The organism is Streptomyces sp. NPDC043738 (genome assembly GCF_056436545.1).
Genome location: NZ_JBWKCJ010000029.1, coordinates 25,361 through 41,028 on the forward strand (window position 1 = coordinate 25,361; position 15,668 = coordinate 41,028).

Sequence of the window (15,668 nt, forward strand, 5' to 3'; positions counted from 1 at the left end):
CGGATGATGACGTGTCAAACACGTGCAGTCGTATTCCTTGGGCCCTGGCCCTGGCCCTGGCCTGAAGTTCACCGGCGCGGCTCCGCGGGTGCGTCGCCCCGCACCGCGTGCAGGTAGAGCGCCAAGACGTCGAGGGTGAAATACGAGCTGTAGGAGACGTCGGGGAAGTCGCCGCCGGTGTGGTAGCCGCCGATGACGCCGATCAGGGCGTAACCGGTGAAGTCCCGGACCAGGAACGGACCGCCCGACGTGCCGCCGATATAGCCGGCGCAGGCGATCTCCAGGAAGTCGCCGGGGGCGGCCGGGTCGGCACTGGTGTACCGATGCGTGGACGAGGCGCAGTCCAGCGGCTTGGGGTGGGTGGAGTCGCTGTTGCCGGGGTAGCCGATGAGCCGTACGCGCCGATGGCTGTATCCCGGGTACGGCACGAGGTCGAAGCCGCCGGTCACGTCCTCCACCTCGGCGCCGTCCTCGCGCGGCAGGAGCCGGACGACGGCGTAGTCCCAACGGGCACCCCCGTCGGTGCCGAGGTCGTAGTACCGCTGGTCCAGGTAGACGCGGTCGACGGGGTAGACGCCGTGCGGCTTCAGCCCGTCGTGGTACTGCGGCACGAACGACAGCCGGCGCTTGGGGTCGGGGGAGCGCAGGCAGTGTCCGGCGGTGACCACGAGGTCGCGGTGCGGGCTGCGGACGACCGTTCCGCCGCAGAACCGGCCGGTGTTGTGTGCGTCCGTCCAGAAGAACGTGCCCACCTGAGGGAGGCCGTCGAACGGGTGGCTCGGTGGCGCGGTGCCTTCGGCTCGATGCGGCGCCCGCGCGCTCCGCGCGGCGACGGCCGGTTCGGCGGCCGCCATCCGCTGCGGAGTCCAGTAGGCATCGGCGGAGGACGCTTGTGCCGAACGGCCCGGCGGGTCCACGGCGTGCGCCAGCGGCCCGGGCGGGACGGCGAGCGACAGGCCGAGGAGCGCGGCGACGAGCAGGACGGCGCGGCGGCTGCGTAAGACGAGGGGTCGACTCATGACTGCCTTATGCCCCCGTGACACCGTCATGCCCCCGTGACACCGTCGATGCTCTCCCGGAGCAGATCCGCATGGCCGTTATGGCGCGCATACTCCTCGATCATGTGGACCAGGATCCAGCGCAGTGAGACCTCTTGGCTGCCGACATGGCCGGCCTCGTACTCCGAGAGCCGGCCGGAGTCGTCCAGTGAAGAGTCGGCGGTCAGCTCGCGGCCGCGCGAGACTTCCTCCTGCCAGGTGGCCAGCACCTCCTCCAGCCCCCGGTCAGGGACGAGCGCAAAGCCGTCTCCCTTGCCATCCTCGAACACCAGGGGTACGTCCTGCCCGGCGAACACCCGCTGGAACCAGTTGCGTTCCACCTCCGCCATGTGCTGGACCAGCCCCAGCAGCGTCATCGAGGACGGCGCCACCGGGGAGAGGCGCACCTGCCGATCGTCGAGCCCCGCGCACTTGAGGGCGAGAGTGGCGCGATGGAAGTCCAACCAGGCCTCCAGCGTGGTGCGTTCATCCGCCTGCGGTGGCGGTATGCGGCGTCCGTCCGGTGTCGTAACCATGTGCCGAACCCTCGCACACACCACTGACAGGCGACAGTCCGGGCCGGTGTGACGGTGCCCTTCGAGGCCCCTCTCGCCGCGGGGGCGCGTCTCGGACGACCGGGCGTACCGGGAGCCGCCGGCTACTTCCTTGACCTCAACAGGAGTTGAGGTTTTAGCGTGCCGTGGACGCCATCAACGGCTGACGACAGGAGAGACGATGATCCTCGTGACCGGCGCGACCGGGAACATCGGCAGTGCGCTGCTGAGGTACCTGCACCTTCGGGGTGCCGTACCTGTGCGAGGTCTGACGCGTGATGCGGGACGGGCCGCGTTCCCGGCGGGAATCGAAGCCGTCGAGGGCGATCTCGCGCAGCCGGACTCGCTGAAGGCCGCGCTGAAAGGGGTGCGCTCGCTGTTCCTGCTGCCGGGCATGGGTGCGGAGGAGGAGGTCCTCGCGGCTGCCCGGCAGGCAGACGTGGAGCATGTGGTGCTGGTGTCGTCGATCACGGTACAGACCCATCCGTCCCTGCCCGCGGCCGGCGCGAACCTGGCTGTGGAGCGGTTGGTCAAGGACAGCGGTATGGCCTGGACGATCCTGCGGCCGACGCAGTTCGCCTCGAACACCCTGTGGTGGGCGCAGTCGATTCGCGAGCAGGGCGTGGTCCGGGCGCCGTATGCGGACATCGGGCTCCCCGCCATCCACCCTGCGGACATAGCCGCGGTGGCCTGCGCGGCGCTGACCGAGCCCGGCCACCGGGGGCGGACGTATGCGCTGACGGGGCCGGAACGCATCACGCCCCGACGGCAGGTCGCGGCCATCGCCGCGGCTCTGGGGCGGGAGGTGGTCCTCGTCGAGATCTCCCGGGACGAGGCGCACCGGCAGATGGCGTCCTTCATGGGGGACGAGACCGCCGACGCGATCCTCGATGTGATGGGTGGGGACGTCAATGACGAGCTGCTGACGGTACGCGACACCGTTCCCCGGGTCACCGGCTCCCCGGCCAGATCGTTCCAGCAGTGGGCGTTGGAGAACGGTGCCGCATTCCGCTGAAGACGCCTGGCTCAGCCGTTCCGATATCGACCATGTGGAACGGGAGTCGGAGCCCTGGGAGCCCTGCCGAACACGCCTGTGGACGGCGCGGATCAGCGGCACAGAGCTGCTTCCAGGACACCGTCCATGTGCGCCTTGGTCGTGCGGCTCGGCTGCGTGGTCACGGCGATGTTGGCGGCGCGGCCGTCCTCGGTGGCGCCGCCCCGGGTTTCGTACCCCGTCATGCTGCCGCCGTGGCCCCAGTACACACCGCCGCACGACAGAGGCGTGCTCACGATTCCCAGCCCGTAACGGGCACCGGTGGGAAAGGGATAGCCGGCGGGGACGGTGCTGCGCATCTGGTCAAGCTGAGCCTTCGGGAGGAGGCGGCCGGCCAACAGGGCGGTGAAGAACCGGTTCAGGTCGGAGGTGGTGGACACCATCTGGCCCGCGGCCCAGGCCCAGGAAGGGTCCCATTCTGTGGCGTCGACCAGAGGCGCGGCTGCCGAATCCTGGAAGTAGCCCTTGGGATGGCGCTCCCGTATCGCCACCTCGCCGGGGGCGGGGAAGTAGGTCTGGCGCAGGCCGATGCGCTTGATGACGCGCCGGTCGATCTCCTCGGCGAGGGGGCGGCCGCCGACCTTCTGCACGATCAGGCCGGTCACCACGTAGTTCGTGTTGCTGTAGGCCCATTTCGTGCCGGGGGCGAAGTCGGCCTCGTGCTGGAGGGCGAGGTCGAGGAGTTCGCGGGGGTCGTAGTAGCGGATGCCGTCGTCGAGGTACTCGCTGTAGTTGGGAAGTCCGCTGGTGTGCTGGAGTAGTTGGCGGACGGTGATGCGGCGTCCGTCGATTCCGTCCCCGCGTACGAGGCCGGGCAGATAGGTGTCGACCGGGGCGTCCAGGCCGATCTTCCCTTCACTGACCAGTTGCAGCACGACCACTGCGGTGAACGTCTTGGTGTTGCTGCCGATGCGCACCTGACCGTCCCTGGGCACTTGCGCGCCGGTGGCCAGGTCGCCGGCCCCTGCGGTGTAGGTACGGGTGCGGCCCGCACGGTCTTCGACGCTCGCCAGCGCGGCGGGCACGCCGTCGGTGTGCACCAGCGCATCGAGGCCGTGCTGGACGGAGTTCGGCTTGGCGACGGCAGACGCCGCGGGTGGGAACAGGGCGCCCGTCGTCATGACGCCGACGGCCACTACGGCCGCGGCCGACACCGTTCTGCGCGGACTACTCCGCCGCCCGGACGAACGTAACTTCCGCCATGTCTGCTCACGCACGAGCCAACTCCTTTGGATTCATTGGGCAACCGCCGACTTGTGGGCCCAGCATCTCTGGATGCGACCGCGCAGGACGATCGTGCTACCCACCCAGCTCGAGGTAGGGGTACCCCCCCGGCCGGGGTGCGGAAGTCCTCACGGAACGCGGCACCCGAATCCATGAACGGCTTTGACGGCGTATCGGATCTGACGCCGCAGCGGATGACGCGGACAACACTGGCCATGGCAAGCGCCAATCGCGCTGGACCCGAGGCCAACGGGTCGGTGGTTTGGGCCTGAATCCGATGGGCTCGGGCAGGTCGAGTGGCGGGATTTCAGAGAGCGACCGGAGGCCACTTTGCGTACATAAAGAGGGCTGAATTTACGTGAAATTTCAGCAGTTTTCGGTTTGATTTCGGTTTGCGTCCCGGCGTACCGTGGGAGGTGGTCCAACTGGAGAGGGCTGGACCATTACCAGCGATCCAAGGAGGCATAGCATGAGCTTCCGCAACGTACTCCCTCTCAGGCACAGGGATGACTGCGGCGGTTGGGGCGACGGATACGGACGTGGCTACGGACGCGGACGTCGCTTCGGTCGCGGTCGTGGACGCGGCTACGGTCGCGGAGGACGCGGCTACGGTCGCGGAGGCCGCGGATTCGGTCGCGGAGGCCGCCACTAGCGAGCCAACGAGATAACTTCGAGGCTGGTCCCCTGCTGTAAGGGCTGGCCTCGTAAGTTGCCACGAGACGCAGGCTTTCCGGTGACGCCGAGTCGGCTCCTCAAATCCCCTATCGGTGTGGGATCTGATGCGGCATCTTGACTTACGGTCATCGACGGCGAAGGTTAGCGCCATCGGGGCCGATGCCCGGTAAGACTGCGGCAGTCGCTATCGGTAGTGACGCTATGAGAACCCTCGTTCACTCCGTGAACCGGGGGTTCTCGCAAGCGGCCGTCGAACGCCACCGAGCGTCATGGCGGCCCCGGGGCCTACCGAGTTGTCGACACAACACAATGAAAACGCTGCGTGCGGCATCCTTGTCCACACGCAGCGCGTTTCCGGGGCCTTCCCAGCCAGGAATTTCAGTATTCTCCTCGGCCTCTTGCATTGCAATAGCTGCTTTGGCAGGGGGCTGCTGGGGGTGGCCGGTGCGTCCTGTCTGCCTGTCCCTCAGGCTGACAGGCCGCACCGGCAGGCTGTCCAGGGGGGCGCCTGCCTTGGGATCGCCTACCGTCCCGCAAACAACCGGTTACCCAGGGTTGCGCGCGTTATCGGGACGAGCCCGCCCCCCCGCCGCTGCTCCCCCGCCCGCCGCTCGGGCCCCTACCTCGGCACCCTGACTCAGGCTCCCCGCAACACCTCGATCACGCTCGCGTAGCTGGCCTGGCCATGGCCCGCGGCCTTGGCACGCTCCATCGTCGCCTTCAGCAGATCCGGCAGGGCGTTGTCGACACCGCGGGCCGCGGCCGCGTGGATGAGGTGGTCGATGGCCGCGATCTGTACGTCGACGGTGGCGTCGTCGCCGGGGTAGCTGCCGGCGTCCACCTGAGGCGCGTACGTGGTCAGGAAGCCGGCCACGGCCGTCAGCCAGCGGACCGCCAGGGGCGTGAAGGCGGTGGCCGGTGTCTGCTCCGCGCCGACGACTGCGGTGCCGTGCAGCCAGCCGGTCATGGTGGACCACATCAGGCCCAGCAGGGCGGAGTCGTAGAGGGAGGCCAGACCGGGGTCGGTGCCCAGGTGCAGAGGGTCTCCCAGGGCCGCGAGGGTCGGCCGATGGGCTTCGAAGACGGCGTCGGGACCGCTGTAGAGGAACATCATCTCCGGGCTTCCGACACCCGGCGGGGTCGTCATGATCGCACCGTCGAGGTAGTCGGCGCCGTGCGACCGGGCCCATGCCGTCGCCTCGTGGGCCTGCTCCGGTGAGCCGGAGGTGAGGTTCACCAGTACCTTGCCGGCGAGCGAGCCGGCGAGGGGATCGAGGACGGTGTGCAGCGCCTCGTAGTCCAGCACGCAGGCGATGACGAGCGAGCCCGCCGCCAGGGCCTCCTCGGGCGTCGCGGCCAACCGGGCGCCCCGGGCGACCAGCGGTTCCGCCTTGTGCGCCGAGCGGTTCCACACCGTGGTCGGGTGGCCGGCCGCCAGCAGCGCGCCGGCCAGCGCCGAGCCCATCTGGCCCAAACCGATGACGGTGACGGCCGGGTGAGGCGTATTCAGGGCGTTCATGGCACAACTCCTTGTTCGCCGCCTGCGGCTGACTCCCGCGGCGGTGGTCGATCACGTACGGACCACGCTCGCAGCCGGCGGCGGCCGGAAGAAGTGACAGCGGTGACGGCCGGCACCAAATTCCTGCCATACCCTTCAGGCATGAGCGCTGGTTCCGTGGCCGTAGTGGTGCCCACCGATATCGGGGTCCCCTCCTGGGACCTCTACGAGTTGAGCATCCCGTGCACCGTCTTCGGCAAGCCGCAGCCCGACCTGGCGGACCCCTGGTACGACCTGCGGCTGTGCGGAGCGGGAGACCAGCCGGCCGCCGCGGGCGGCAGCACCGGCCTGGAGCTGCGGACCCGCTACGGGCTGGACGACCTCGTCGGCGCCGACACCGTCATCGTGCCGTCGGTACCCGACCCCTGCGTCGAGGACGGCACACCGCTGCCGGCGGACCTGATCGACGCGCTGCGCCGCGCCTACGACGCGGGCGCCCGCATGGTCTCCCTGTGCACCGGAGCCTTCGCGCTCGCCGAAGCGGGGCTGCTCGACGGGCGCCGTGCCACCGCGCACTGGATGCACACCGCCCAACTGGCCGAGCGCTACCCGAAGGTGCACGTCGACGACTCGGTGCTGTACGTGGACGACGGCGACGTCCTCACCAGCGCCGGGCTGACCGCCGGACTCGACCTCTGCCTCCATCTCGTACGCCGCGACCTGGGCGCACACGTCGCCAACCAGCTGGCGCGGCGGATGGTCGTCCCCGCCCACCGCCCCGGCGGCCAGGCCCAGTTCATCGACCTGTCCGTACCCGTCACCGACGACCAGGGCCTGGGGCCCGTACTGGAGTGGGCCCGCGCGCACCTGGACCAACCGCTGTCCGTCGAGGACCTGGCGCGGCGGGCGGCGATGAGCCCGCGCACGTTCTACCGCCGGCTCCAGGCGGCCACCGGGACGACGCCCCTGCAGTGGCTCCTCAACCAGCGGCTGGGTCGTGCGCAGAGCCTTCTGGAGGCCACCGACCTGCCGGTCGACAAGATCGGTGAGCTGAGCGGACTGGGCACGGCGAACAATCTCCGGCATCACTTCGTCAAGCAGGTGGGAGTGTCGCCGGGGGAGTACCGGCGGGCGTTCCCGAGGGCGGTTCCTGGACGGGGCCCGCGCTGAGTGCCGCGCCCCGTGGGGCGGCCGACGGTGCCCCGGCGCGCCCGCCGAGGGCCGGCGCGCCGGTTCCGGTGCAGGTCAGCCGCCCCCGATGCGGTTGGTCGCGGTCCGCAACCACCCGGAGGTAACCTGAATCCATTGCTCCTGCTCCCCCGCGCAGGGGAGGTCCCATGACCGTCTGCGAGAGTCTGCGCCCCAGCAAGGCGGACGCGCCCCGCTACACACCCATCGCCGAGCACGGCCTGATCGGCGATATGCGCACCGCCGCGCTGGTCGGCACGAACGGCACCATCGACTGGTACTGCTGTACCCGCTTCGACGCCCCCAGTGTCTTCGCGGCGATCCTGGATGCCGACCGCGGCGGGGCCTTCGAGCTCGCCCCGGACGTGCCCGCCCGGACCAAGCAGTTCTACTTCCCCGACACCAACATCCTGATCACCCGGTTCTTCGCGGACAACGGCGTCGGCGAGGTCCAGGACTTCATGCCGATCGTCGACGACTCACGCGAGGCGGACCGCCACCGGCTGATCCGCCGGGTGCTGTGCGTGCGCGGGGCGCTCCCGTTCACCGTACGGGTGGCCCCCCGCTTCGACTACGGCCGGCAGACGCACACCGTGAGCACGCGGCAGGGCCAGACCGTCTTCGCCTCCCCGGCCCTGTCCCTGGCGCTGACGTCCACCGTCCCGGTACGGATCGACGGCCCGGATGTCTGGTCCTCCTTCACGCTCCAGGAAGGTGAGGCCGCGGTCTTCGCCCTCGACCGGATCGGCGGCGGGCTGGAGCCGCGGTCCTGTGCGGTGCTGGAGGCGGAGGAGCTGTTCGGCGCCACGGTGCGGTACTGGCGCGGCTGGCTGTCCCAGTCGCGCTACCGGGGACGCTGGCGGGAGATGGTGCACCGCTCCGCGCTCACCCTCAAGCTTCTGACGTACGCGCCGACCGGTGCGATCGTGGCCGCCCCCACGGCCAGCCTGCCCGAGCAGATCGGCGGGGAGCGCAACTGGGACTACCGCTACGCCTGGGTGCGGGACGCCGCATTCTGCATCTACGCACTGCTCAGACTGGGATTCACGGACGAGGCCAAGGCCTTCGTGCACTTCCTGTCCCAGAACATCTGCCTCAACACCGGCTGCTCCGACGGTCCGCTGCAGATCATGTACGGCATCGACGGCCGCAGCGAACTCCCCGAGGAGGAACTCCCCCATCTGGAAGGCCACTTGGGCTCGGCGCCGGTCCGGATCGGAAACGACGCCGTCAACCAACTCCAACTGGATATCTACGGGGCCCTGATCGATTCCCTATATCTCTATGACAAATGGGGAGAGCCGCTGTCCAGCGACCACTGGGACACCGTCGGAAAGCTGGTCGACTGGGTCTGCGACAACTGGGACCAGCCGGACGAGGGCATCTGGGAGACCCGCGGCAAGATCCAGAACTTCCTCTACTCGCAGCTGATGTGCTGGGTCGCGATCGAGCGGGCGATACGGATCGCCACCCACCGTGGCCTGCCGGCGGACATGCTCCGCTGGTCCCGGGCCCGCGACGCGATCTACCGACGGATCATGGACCGCGGCTGGTCCACGGAGCGAAAGGCATTCGTCCAGCACGAAGGGGACGATGTTCTCGACGCCGCCGTGCTGATGATGCCGCTGGCCAAATTCATCTCGCCCACCGACCCGAAATGGCTGTCGACCCTGGACGTATTGGGAGAGGGCCTGGTCTCCGACTCCCTGGTCTACCGCTACGACCCCCGCAGCAGCCCGGACGGACTGCGCGGCGAAGAGGGCACCTTCTCGATCTGTTCCTTCTGGTACGTCGAGGCGCTCTCCCGCGCCGGCCGCGTGGACGAGGCCCGTCTCGCCTTCGAGAAGATGCTGACGTACGCCAACCACGTCGGGCTCTACGCCGAAGAAATCGGCCGCACCGGCGAACAGATCGGCAATTTCCCGCAGGCCTTCACCCACCTTGGGCTCATCAGCGCGGCGTTCAACCTGGACCGGGCGCTGGGGTGACACCGGAGGGCGAGTCCCGCCGCCCCCGCCACCACTGAACCGTGCCCCCGCGGCCTCGCACCATCCGCTTACGGCTGCTGGACCGACGGATGTAGTGCCGGCCCCCGGCAGTTCGTACCGCAGGAGGGTTTGCCGGGCCGTTCGTGTCCTGCGCGCCGGAGTGCGGCATCAGGCCCCATGACACGGGCACACGTAGGGCTCGGAGTCCTGGTGGAGAGGTCGTGCGGAGGTCGGAGCCCATGACGGCGACGGTGAAGGCGGGGTATCAGCAGCACGCGGGGGAGCGGGGGTCGGCCTGGCGGCCTTGGTGGAGGGCGCTGCTCGGGGGAGCGGTGATGGCGGGTGCGCTGGGGATCGGGAACGCGGTGGGGGAGGCGGGTGCCCGGGCGCTCGACATCGGCGGGTATGCGGGCCGGTTGCTGCCCGCCGTCGTCGTGAGCGCGCTGGCCGTGCCCGCCGTCCTGGGATTACGGGCCGGGCGACCGGCGCGGCGCCGGCCGCTGGGGCTGGGGCCGCCGTCCGCGGTGGTGGCGGGCCTCATCCGCGGCATCGTGGTCACGGGGTGGTGTGCGGCCCTGGTGCTCGCGGGCGGCACCGCGGCCGGATGGGTCCGGTGGTCCGGGCTGGAGCCTGCCGCCCTCGCCTCGTTCATGGTGGGCAATGCCCTGGTGGCCGTGCTGCTGGAGGCGTTGCCGGAGGAGCTGACGCTGCGCGGTCACGCCTGGGCCTCGTTGCGCGAGCGGTTCGGCGGGGCGGTCTCGGCTCTCGGGACGACGGCGATCTTCCTGCTGGTGCCGGCCGCGTCCACCGTGGTGCAGACCGGGGTGGCGCACGTGGTGGGGGTGAGCGCGCCACCCGTCGGACTCGCGCCCGCCGGGCAGGACCCTCTCGCCTACCTGGTGCTGCTCACGGCCTTCGGCCTCACGCTGGTGGCCGCGCGGACGGCCCCGGGGCGGGCGCCGCTGGGGGCGGCGATCGGCGCCCACCTGGCCCTGCTCAGCGTCAACCGGGTGGTGTTCGAGGGGGGGCCGGCGTTCGGCGGGCTGGTCGGCGAGCGTCGCTCTGGACCACGCCGCGGCCTTGGAGCTGGCCTGTCTGCTGACCACGGCGGCGGCCTTCCTCGGGGTGCGGCTGCTGACCTCCCGCAGGGACGTACCGGCACGGCGTCCGATCGACGCGCGCGGGTGGGGTGCGCCCCTGCGTCGTCAGGCGCGGTCGGCCAGCACGAGGTTCGCCGCGAAGCCCAGGAAGGTGATGCCGCTGACCTGTTCCATGCGGCGGCGGAAGGACCGGCGCCTGGCCCGCTCGCCGAGGGCGGAAGCGGCCCGGGAGAGCACCGCGAACCAGATCGCCAGCTCCACGACGTCGATCGCCGTCAGCAGCAGAGTGGTGCTGAAGACGGGTGCCCCATGGGGGATGAACTGCGGGATCAGGCTCATATAGAACACACCCGCCTTGGGGTTGAGCAGGTTGGTGGCGAGCCCGGCGCGGAAGGCGGCGAGCCGTCCGTGGGAGGCGGCGGGGGAGGCAACGGCGGTGTCGCCCGTCGTGTCCGTCTCCCCGTCATGCGTCCCTTGCCGCCTGGACCGCCACAGTGCCGTGACGCCCAGCCACGCCAAGTACAGGGCGCCGGCGATGCGCAGGGTGTCATAGGCCAGGCGGGAGGCGGTGAGCAGCGCGGTGAGCCCGACGGCGGTCGCCAGGCCCCATGCGAGGCAGCCGGTGATGATGCCCAGGGCGGCGGCGTATCCGCCCGTCCGGCCGTGTGCGACGGAGGTCCGGACCACGAGCAGAGTGTCCAGTCCCGGGGTGACGTTGATGAGCGCGGCGACGCCGGCGAAGGCGAGGGTGGCGGTGAGCATGTCACGAGGCTAATGGCGGCGGCTCGTCCCCACGCTGCCGCGGACATGCGCGGGGACGAGCCGGCTTACCGGGTGCGGCTATCTGCGACTAGTGGTGCAGCTCCCGAAGCCGCGAGGCTTTACAGCGGCCGTGCCCACAGATCCCACTGGAGGCCCGAGCCGTCGCAGAAGGGGTCGGCCCACTTGCCGCTGCTGACCAGGTCCGTGCCGGCCGCCTGGCATCCGCTGAGGGTCCAGAACTTCTTGCCGGTCCACACCGTTCCGGGAGGACCGTCCATCGGCTTGATCTGGTGCGGTGCGGAGGCGGTGGTCGGCGCGGCGGCCTCGGTGCCGGTGGTGGCGTGGGCCTGGGCGGCGCCGCCCAGGCTGACGACCGTGAGTGCGGCGGCAGCGAGTGCGGTGGTCAGGGTTCGCTTGTTACGCACGTGATGTCCTTTCCCCGTAGTGACGTTGCTTGTTTGCGGGCCCGTCGCTCCGTACACGGATACGGGGGCTGCGACGTATGACAGCACGTGCTGTGATGTGGGTCACATGCGTGGTCCTGGGTGGCGTTCGGCGAGGACCTCATCGATGACGTGGTGCGCGATCGCGGCCATCACCGGGTTCGTCTCCTGGTAGTAGCCACATTCCATGACGGCGACGGACAGTGCCCAGCCGCGCCCTCGCGCCCAGGTCGCCTCGTCGGCGTCCAGCGCGGCCCGGAAGGCGCCGCGCGCGCCGGCGGGCAGCACGTACCACGCCGCGATCAGGTCGACCGCGGGATCCCCCACGCCCAGGCACCCGAAGTCGATGACGGCGCTGAGCCGTTCACGGGCCACCAGCAGATTTCCGGGCTGCAGATCGGCGTGGATCCAGACGGGCGGGCCGGACCACGCGGGCGCCTCCAGGGCCCCGTCCCAGACCGCGCCCGCGGCATCGGCGTCGATGGTTCCGCGCAGCTCTTCGATCGCGGCGCGGGTCGCGGCGTCCCGCACCGCCAAGGGTTCGCCGCGGTACGAAGGAGGCCCGTCCGCCGGGGCGATGCGGTGCAGCGCGGCGACGAACTCCGCCAGGTCCTTCGCCAGCCGGCCGGGATCGGCGATCCGGCCGACGACCGGGGTCTCGCCCTCGAGCCAGCGGTAGACGGACCAGGGGAAGGGGTAGCCCTCGGCGGGCGTTCCCATGCCCAGCGGTTCGGGGACGGCGACCGGAAGCGGCGGGGCGAGCCGGGGCAGCCACCGGTGCTCCTTCGCCACGTCGTCGGCGGCTCCCGCGATGCGGGGGAGCCGTACGACCAGGTCCCCGCCGAGCCGGTACATCGCATTGGACGTGCCGGCGGAGTCGACCGGCGTGACGGGGAGGTCCGCCCACCGCGGAAACTGCGTGCCGACCAGCCGCCGTACGAGGGAGTCGTCGATGTCCACCTCGTCGGCGTGCATCCTGCGTGCGCTCATCACTGCCTTCCCGTGCGATCGCGCCTCCGGCGCCGCCCCTGGTCGGGCCCGGGCCCCGCAGGCACTAGCCGGCGGAGTCGACCAAGGTCTCGAAGCCTGAGCCGTCGCAGTAGGAAACTGCACGCTCCTCGGCCCCGGTGTCACCGCCGACCGCGTTGGCGGTGTCGTCGCGGATATGACTGCCGTCCCGTTCAAGGCCTTCCTGGTCAAGCCTTTTCGACGAGTCGATCACCGCATGTCCTGCTGATTCGGTGTTGTCGAACTCGGGCGACCGGCCATTGCGTTCGTCACCGGCATCGGCGTCTGCCGCGCTGGTCGCCATGGCTCGCTCGGCGTCCTGCCAGGCCCCCAGCTTGGTGCAGTAATCCCGTTGCCACTCCCTGGCTTGCGCGGGATCCCCCGACGAACAACTGCCCATCAGGACAGCCACAACGACAGCGGTCGCTGCTCGCCTGATAGCCCGTGTGGTCCCACCACTGTGTTGCATGATCATGGCCTCCCCCTAGCTGCCGACACAGAGTATGGATCACGAGGGCCTCCTGGGTATCGGTGCAGACTCCGCGGTCCACACCGGAACCAGAAGGCCCTCGTTCACTCAAGGAGCGCTCCCGGCATGGCGCCTGTCACCCACCGACATGCCGGGACGACCCACTTAGGGGGCTACTCGCCAGCTCAGCGACCCGGCCAGCAGTTTGCGCAGTGCCGGGTCACGGACCGCCTTCGTGCGGTCGGTGGCGCGGGCGGTGACCGTGTGCCGCTTACCGTCCGCGGGGACGCCGAGCGTCCGCGGCACGACCGAGGTCTTGCCGCGCGCGGCCTTGCGCTCGTGGCCGTCGACGTACCACTTGACCTGTGCCGAGGAGGGCACGGCGACCCGGATGCGGTCCCCGCGGTGCAGTGCGCGGTCGGTGGCCACCGGGCTGCTGAGCGCGCTCGCGTAGCGGTAGAAGCCCGCGATCATCGCCTCACGGCCGGGGAGGTTGAACTCGCGGCCGAGCGTCCGCATGATCGAGTTCTCCGTGGGCCGGTTGAGGCCGTACTGGTAGTAGCCGCCGCCCTCGTACGCCCCGACCGGGCCGCCGTCCGGCGACTCCTGGCCGAGCCAGCGGTACCACTTCTGCTGCTGGGAGCCCATGTCGTCGGCGGACAGCTTGCTGAGGTTGACCTCGGCGGGCTCGGGGCCGGTATAGGTGCCGGACTGGCCGTAGTCGTACTCGTCGGCGAGCTTGCCGAGCGAGTGGCCGGTCTCGTGCACGGCGATCTGGTCGGACTGGTCGTTGTCGGAGGAGGCGGTGGCGATGCCGTCGTAGCCGACCTGTGAGGAGACGTCGTTGTAGCCCGCGCCGCCGTACTTGGTGGAGTTGGAGAGGACGACGACGAGGTCGGCGGCCGGAGCCTTGGAGGCGTACGACTCGACCTTGCCGGTGTCGACGCAGAGCAGGCGCTCGATGCCGTCGCAGTAGAACGCGGAGTCGAGCGCGGTGTCGCGGACCACGTCCTTCGTGGGGTCGCCGGAGACGCCGGACTCGTTGGAGACCGCGTCGACCGCCCAGACGTTGAACAGGCCGGTGTACGAGGCGTAGGGCTCCACGGCGGTCATCTTGGCCCACTTGGCGCGGACGTCGGCGTGGAAGTCCTCCTGCTGGTCGGCCGTGTAGCCGTCACCGACGAAGGCCACGTCGAGCTTCTTGTCGACCGGGCCGTTCTGCACGATCGTCGTGACATCGCCGTCGCCCGCCGCGATGGCGGCCTTGTCGGACGCGGAGAGTGGCTTGGAGGCCGGGACGACGGCCTCACGGGGGTGGGATTGCGCACCGGTGAAGTACTCGACCTTCTGGGTGCGTTGGGCATGCGGGTCCGAGGTGGCTCCCTGGGCAGTGGCCGCGACGGCCGTCGTGGCGGCCAGCGCCGCGACGGCCAGTCCGGCGGAGACCGCGGTGCGCACGGAGATGCCGACGGATATGCGTCTGATCATGGGGGGTTTCCTTCCGAAGCCCGCCGTAGGGAAGGCGGGTTGAGACGGATCGAGCGCGCTCAACGTAAGGGCTGCGGAAGGAGGTGGGCAACGAAAGGGGCTCAAGTGTCCAGATGGAGGGATGAGTTCGGGACGGCGGCGGGCGGTTTCTACGCCCGTCACCGTCCCGGTACGCCTCAGACCTCGATGATGAGCTTGCCGCGCACGTGGCCCGCCTCGCTCAGCTCCTGGGCCTTCGCGGCGTCGGCGAGCGGGAAGGTCTCGGCGACCGGCACGGTCAGCCGCCCCGCGACCGCGAGGCGGGCCTGCGCGGCCAGGCCCGCCACGACCTGCTCCGACGGCGTACCGCCAGCCGAGAACGGCACACCGTGCTCGGCGGCCTGCGGATCGGCGATGGTGACGATGCGATCCGTGGTCCCGCCGCGCAGTGCGATGGAGACCGGCAGCGCGTCATGGCCGGCCGCGTCGAAGACCGCGTCCACGCCCTGCGGAGCGGCCGCCCGGACCCGGTCGGCCAGGCCCTCTCCGTACGCCACCGGGACGGCGCCCAGCGCGCGCAGGAAGTCGTGGTTGACCGGCGACGCGGTACCGATCACCGTGGCACCCAAGGCCACCGCGAGCTGGATGGCGACCTGGCCGACCGCCCCCGCCGCGCCGTGCAGCAGCAGCGTCTCGCCCGCCGTCAGGCCCAGCAGATCCAGTACGCGCTGCGCGGTCTCACCGGCGACGGGCAGCGTCGCCGCGGCCGCGAAGGAGAGCTCGGCCGGCTTGGGTGCGATGTCTCCCGCGATGGCGTACTCCGCGTACGCACCGGTCCTGGTCCAGCCGAAGACCTCGTCGCCGACGGCCGGCCCGTCCGCCGCCCCGCGGTCCGTGGTGCCCCCGTCGTCGGCGCCGATCGCGTCGACGACCCCGGCGAACTCCAGGCCGGGCACGGCGGGGAACGTCGTCGGGTAGTACTGCTCCATCCACCCGTAACGCCGCTTGTAGTCGAGCGGATTGACGCCGATCGCCACCACCTTGACCCGTACTTCACCCGGTCCGGGCTCCGGCTTGTCGGTCTGCCCGAACGTGAGCACGTCCGAGCCGCCGAACTCGTTGTAGATGATCGCCTGCATGTGGAAACTCCCCGCTGGATGCACTGATGCGCGAAACGCACTCATGCGCTGGATGCACTGGG

At 70.3% G+C, this 15,668-nt stretch carries 14 protein-coding genes; 3 read left to right on the forward strand and 11 right to left on the reverse strand.

Translation table 11 applies throughout. From position 1 onward, the window contains the following. Positions 1-68 precede the first annotated feature (68 nt). Entirely contained in the window at positions 69-1,019 is a 951-nt protein-coding gene (locus tag AC0680_RS30055; RefSeq protein ID WP_478634895.1) for a trypsin-like serine peptidase, read from the reverse strand. 26 nt (positions 1,020-1,045) lie between these two features. Continuing rightward, positions 1,046-1,573 carry a DinB family protein gene (locus tag AC0680_RS30060; RefSeq protein ID WP_478634897.1) on the reverse strand — a complete coding sequence of 176 codons (528 nt, stop codon included), beginning with the start codon at positions 1,571-1,573 and terminating at the stop codon, positions 1,046-1,048. A gap of 199 nt (positions 1,574-1,772) precedes the next feature. Between AC0680_RS30060 and AC0680_RS30065 the strand changes: the two genes are divergently transcribed. Then, complete coding sequence (locus tag AC0680_RS30065) at positions 1,773-2,606, forward strand: NAD(P)H-binding protein (RefSeq protein ID WP_478634900.1); 834 nt, start codon at positions 1,773-1,775, stop codon at positions 2,604-2,606. A 92-nt stretch (positions 2,607-2,698) separates the two neighbouring features. On the opposite strand, the gene AC0680_RS30070 is transcribed toward AC0680_RS30065, so the two are convergent. Together AC0680_RS30070 and AC0680_RS30075 are read right to left on the reverse strand one after the other, a co-directional pair. Further along, positions 2,699-3,862, reverse strand: a complete 1,164-nt coding sequence (locus AC0680_RS30070) for a serine hydrolase domain-containing protein (protein WP_478634902.1) — start codon at positions 3,860-3,862, stop codon at positions 2,699-2,701. Positions 3,863-5,181: 1,319 nt separating this feature from the next. Further along, positions 5,182-6,063: an NAD(P)-dependent oxidoreductase gene (locus tag AC0680_RS30075; RefSeq protein ID WP_478634905.1), complete on the reverse strand. Its 882-nt coding sequence runs from the start codon at positions 6,061-6,063 to the stop codon at positions 5,182-5,184. Between the two features lie 141 nt (positions 6,064-6,204). Here AC0680_RS30075 and AC0680_RS30080 point away from each other — a divergent pair, with 141 nt between their 5' ends. Together AC0680_RS30080 and AC0680_RS30085 are read left to right on the forward strand one after the other, a co-directional pair. Beyond that, on the forward strand, positions 6,205-7,212 hold the full coding sequence (locus AC0680_RS30080) for a GlxA family transcriptional regulator (protein WP_478634908.1): 1,008 nt from the start codon (positions 6,205-6,207) through the stop codon (positions 7,210-7,212). A 167-nt stretch (positions 7,213-7,379) separates the two neighbouring features. Beyond that, on the forward strand, positions 7,380-9,218 hold the full coding sequence (locus tag AC0680_RS30085; protein WP_478634911.1) for a glycoside hydrolase family 15 protein: 1,839 nt from the start codon (positions 7,380-7,382) through the stop codon (positions 9,216-9,218). A gap of 265 nt (positions 9,219-9,483) precedes the next feature. On the opposite strand, the gene AC0680_RS30090 is transcribed toward AC0680_RS30085, so the two are convergent. From AC0680_RS30090 to AC0680_RS30120, 7 genes are all read right to left on the reverse strand, one after another. Beyond that, positions 9,484-9,759: a hypothetical protein gene (locus AC0680_RS30090; protein ID WP_478634914.1), complete on the reverse strand. Its 276-nt coding sequence runs from the start codon at positions 9,757-9,759 to the stop codon at positions 9,484-9,486. A gap of 664 nt (positions 9,760-10,423) precedes the next feature. Beyond that, a complete protein-coding gene (locus AC0680_RS30095; protein WP_478634916.1) occupies positions 10,424-11,080 on the reverse strand; it encodes a LysE family translocator in 657 nt (218 codons plus the stop codon). 119 nt (positions 11,081-11,199) lie between these two features. After that, entirely contained in the window at positions 11,200-11,505 is a 306-nt protein-coding gene (locus AC0680_RS30100) for a hypothetical protein (RefSeq protein WP_478634918.1), read from the reverse strand. Between the two features lie 102 nt (positions 11,506-11,607). Next, the gene (locus AC0680_RS30105; RefSeq protein WP_478634921.1) at positions 11,608-12,513 is read right to left on the reverse strand and encodes an aminoglycoside phosphotransferase family protein; all 906 of its coding nucleotides are present in this window, start codon (positions 12,511-12,513) and stop codon (positions 11,608-11,610) included. A gap of 64 nt (positions 12,514-12,577) precedes the next feature. Next, complete coding sequence (locus tag AC0680_RS30110) at positions 12,578-13,006, reverse strand: hypothetical protein (RefSeq protein ID WP_478634924.1); 429 nt, start codon at positions 13,004-13,006, stop codon at positions 12,578-12,580. A gap of 159 nt (positions 13,007-13,165) precedes the next feature. Then, positions 13,166-14,488 carry a M64 family metallopeptidase gene (locus tag AC0680_RS30115; protein ID WP_478634927.1) on the reverse strand — a complete coding sequence of 441 codons (1,323 nt, stop codon included), beginning with the start codon at positions 14,486-14,488 and terminating at the stop codon, positions 13,166-13,168. A 176-nt stretch (positions 14,489-14,664) separates the two neighbouring features. Continuing rightward, the gene (locus tag AC0680_RS30120; RefSeq protein ID WP_478634929.1) at positions 14,665-15,606 is read right to left on the reverse strand and encodes an NADP-dependent oxidoreductase; all 942 of its coding nucleotides are present in this window, start codon (positions 15,604-15,606) and stop codon (positions 14,665-14,667) included. Between the last annotated feature and the right edge of the window lie 62 nt (positions 15,607-15,668).